The sequence below is a fragment of the Variovorax sp. P4_D9 genome (genome assembly GCF_056401695.1).
Genome location: NZ_JBFUIU010001038.1, coordinates 1 through 2,701 on the forward strand (window position 1 = coordinate 1; position 2,701 = coordinate 2,701).

At 61.3% G+C, this 2,701-nt stretch carries 3 protein-coding genes; all 3 read right to left on the reverse strand.

All coding sequences use genetic code 11. The features are described from left to right. Positions 1–556: 556 nt before the first annotated feature. Complete coding sequence (locus AC1DY5_RS50520) at positions 557–967, reverse strand: hypothetical protein (protein ID WP_478121830.1); 411 nt, start codon at positions 965–967, stop codon at positions 557–559. A gap of 350 nt (positions 968–1,317) precedes the next feature. Next, positions 1,318–1,716 carry a hypothetical protein gene (locus AC1DY5_RS50525; protein ID WP_478121831.1) on the reverse strand — a complete coding sequence of 133 codons (399 nt, stop codon included), beginning with the start codon at positions 1,714–1,716 and terminating at the stop codon, positions 1,318–1,320. 517 nt (positions 1,717–2,233) lie between these two features. Continuing rightward, positions 2,234–2,464, reverse strand: coding sequence for a hypothetical protein (locus AC1DY5_RS50530; RefSeq protein ID WP_478121832.1), 231 nt, complete (start codon positions 2,462–2,464; stop codon positions 2,234–2,236). Positions 2,465–2,701 lie beyond the last annotated feature (237 nt).

Below are 2,701 nucleotides of genomic sequence, written 5' to 3' on the forward strand. Positions count from 1 at the left end.
TCCCACTCCAATACCAACCTCGCGCGCCACCACTTCCAGCGCCGAACTCTCCGGCGGCAGCAATCTTGCTACCGCTCGGTCCTTGAATGCTTTTCCGTATCGAGCCAMTCTCATCCTTCATCGCCGCCCCCGGGTTCTTGGTTCTATAGAGGCGACAACCATTCTGCCGCGGGGGGAGCGCCAGCACGGCGAGTAGATAGGTGACGACCAGGCGCGAAATTCGGGCGCTCACCAAGACCTCCACCAAGGCCGCCGAGCCAGATGTAGATGYAGCGGCCGAGTATCGAGACTGTCGAGGATGCTGGCCGCGGCGCCAAAGCGGCTGCTCGGGTTGTGGTCGTCTAGGCTGCTCGACCCGGACGAATGAATGGCGTGCTCGGCCTGCGCGGCATCGTCTGGGGGGTACCCGGTTGCTTCCGCCCAGCCCTCGAAGATCAATGAGCCGCGAGCCCCGCTGATGACAGCGCGGGAGGCATGGCTCGCTGACTCCCCACCGATCCTCCACCACCAGCCGAACGCCGTAGCGCTCACGCCAGTGCTGCCAGGGCCCCAAGCCTTACTTTTGCTCCGGCTCGACGGGCGCGGCGCCGATCGATCGAACCGGCGCCCTTCCTTCCGCGGCCTGAAGTATGCTTTCGGCTCTCTGGATCGCCGCTGCTATGCCTTTACGATGGTCTTCATCTTGAATCGCAACGTAGTCCAGCTTCGCCTGGTTAACGATTCGCCAAGCTTGGCGGAACGCAGTGCCTGAATCAACTGGATGCAAGGCGGCAAGCAGGCCAGAACAGACCGCCGCGATAAAGCTAAGCATCTTCGTGTGAAGTGGCTTTAGGTGATCGACAAAAGCCGTGATTGCCAAGCTGCAGATGATCGCGATCGCAATGAGTGCGTATCCGCCAAATACAAGAATCATCGATCGTCTGTCCCAACTCGACAGAAGTTTGTTGGCTTCGGCAACAAGGTCCATCTCGTCTCTCCTTCCGAACGCCAGCGTGCCACCGTCGCGGCCGAGTTGGCGCACCTCTCTCAGTATTTGCAGACCCACTCGGCTGCCAGCCTGATGCGGCCGGGATGCTGAACGTCAGCGCGATCTCTGTCACCTCTGCCCAACATTGTGAAAAGCGCAGATCTGAACGGAGGGTAGTCTTGTACGTGGCCAGCGACAGTTGGCCAAAAGACAGAGTAACGAAGATGTGACATCTGGCATGCGGACTGGAGGCACTGTTTGGGACAATGTGAGCAACGAAGCGCTAAGTGCCGCCGATTGTTGACAGAAGTGCCATGGAGGACGCTACAAAAGCTACGAAAGCCTTTCCATCATTGGCAGTTGAGCCCGTAGCGGCCTGGCGGGCACGCGGTACTCGCAGGCGGCGATGCGTTCGCCGCCGCGGTCGGGGTTGCCACAGTCGCGCCCGGGCGGTCCAGGTACTTGACGATCTGATAGCGCGTCTGCTTCCTGCCGAAGCTCTGGCCGGTGCCGACTGCCATCTGGCCCTTCGAGTTGATTGCCGTTCCGACGCCGACGCTCTGACCCTGCGACCAGCCATCCAGCACCACAGCAGCATCGCCGCCGGCCCGCTTGATCTCCACGGCGATCGCGCTGCGCATCCGCTGATTGCCAAACACGTTGTCGAAGTCCTCGATCGTGGAAACCCCGAGCACCTGGTATCTCCGCGGCGGGTTTCCGTTGTCCCAGATCTCGTAGCCGTCGATCACTTCCTTTGTCCCGCCCTGGCCCTCGACGATGTTCGCGTTTCGGCCTTCGTAGACTTGGTAGTTGGTCTGAGCGCAGCCAGCCGCAACGAGCGAGCACGCAAGGATGATCATTCGCATTTGAATAGCACCTCCGATTCAGGCCAGCGACCGAGAGGACCGGCCGGGATGTCCTTGCCGTCCTTGCCGCTGCAGCCGGTGTCCCCCTCCTGCAATCCTGCGGTCTTCAAGTGTCTTCGCCGCGAGGGATTGACCGTGCACTGCCAGGCAGTCTCGGCGGAACTCCGCCATCAGCGCGTTCCCCATGAAGACCCATAGACTCCGCAGTTCCGCTCGAGGCCGGCCATAGCTTGATCGGCCGTGTACTGCTTGCTTCTGTAGCCGTCGATCGCCACTTGAACGTAGGCCCGACAGTTCACCGGCAAGCCACTCTCCTTGCCATAGACGGGCTTGCTGTTGGGGTCGAACTGGTCGCAACCCGCCAGCGCTAGGCCCAGCATGGCAATGCACACCGCCCGAATCACTTTGTGCCGGCCTTGCCCGTGTAGGGGTTGACGTTCCCCTTCGTGGACCAGTTGTCGGCCTTCGTCGCGTTGGGGTTCGTCGCGTGGCTTGGAGGAACGTAGGTCCCGTCACTGCGGACGTGGCCGCTCACGGAATGGCTGCCGCCACCGGAGCTCGAGTGGCCACCCTTTGCGGTCGCACCGACCGAAATGGCGCACAGCGCCGCGAAAACGATTGCTGTCTTCATGTTCTTCTCCTTGGCCAATTTGGCGGGCGAATCTTGGCACGAGCGAAACCGCCGCCCACCTTCGACCTCCTCAATCGGAATGATGAAAACCGCAAAAAGCCACGGAATCGAGTTGGAGCTTCGGCGCCAGGGCCCGAACCTCCAACTCGGGCCCATAGACTCCGCGCGGAGGAGAGCTGCACAAGATCGGCGATGGTCGCCATTCACGGCCACTGAAATCATGAGGCACAACAAGGT

Coding starts and splice junctions, on each gene's coding strand:
- AC1DY5_RS50520 (WP_478121830.1), bottom strand. CDS start 967: ATGGACCTTGTTGCCGAAGCCAACAAACTTCTGTCGAGTTGGGACAGA.
- AC1DY5_RS50530 (WP_478121832.1), bottom strand. CDS start 2,464: ATGAAGACAGCAATCGTTTTCGCGGCGCTGTGCGCCATTTCGGTCGGT.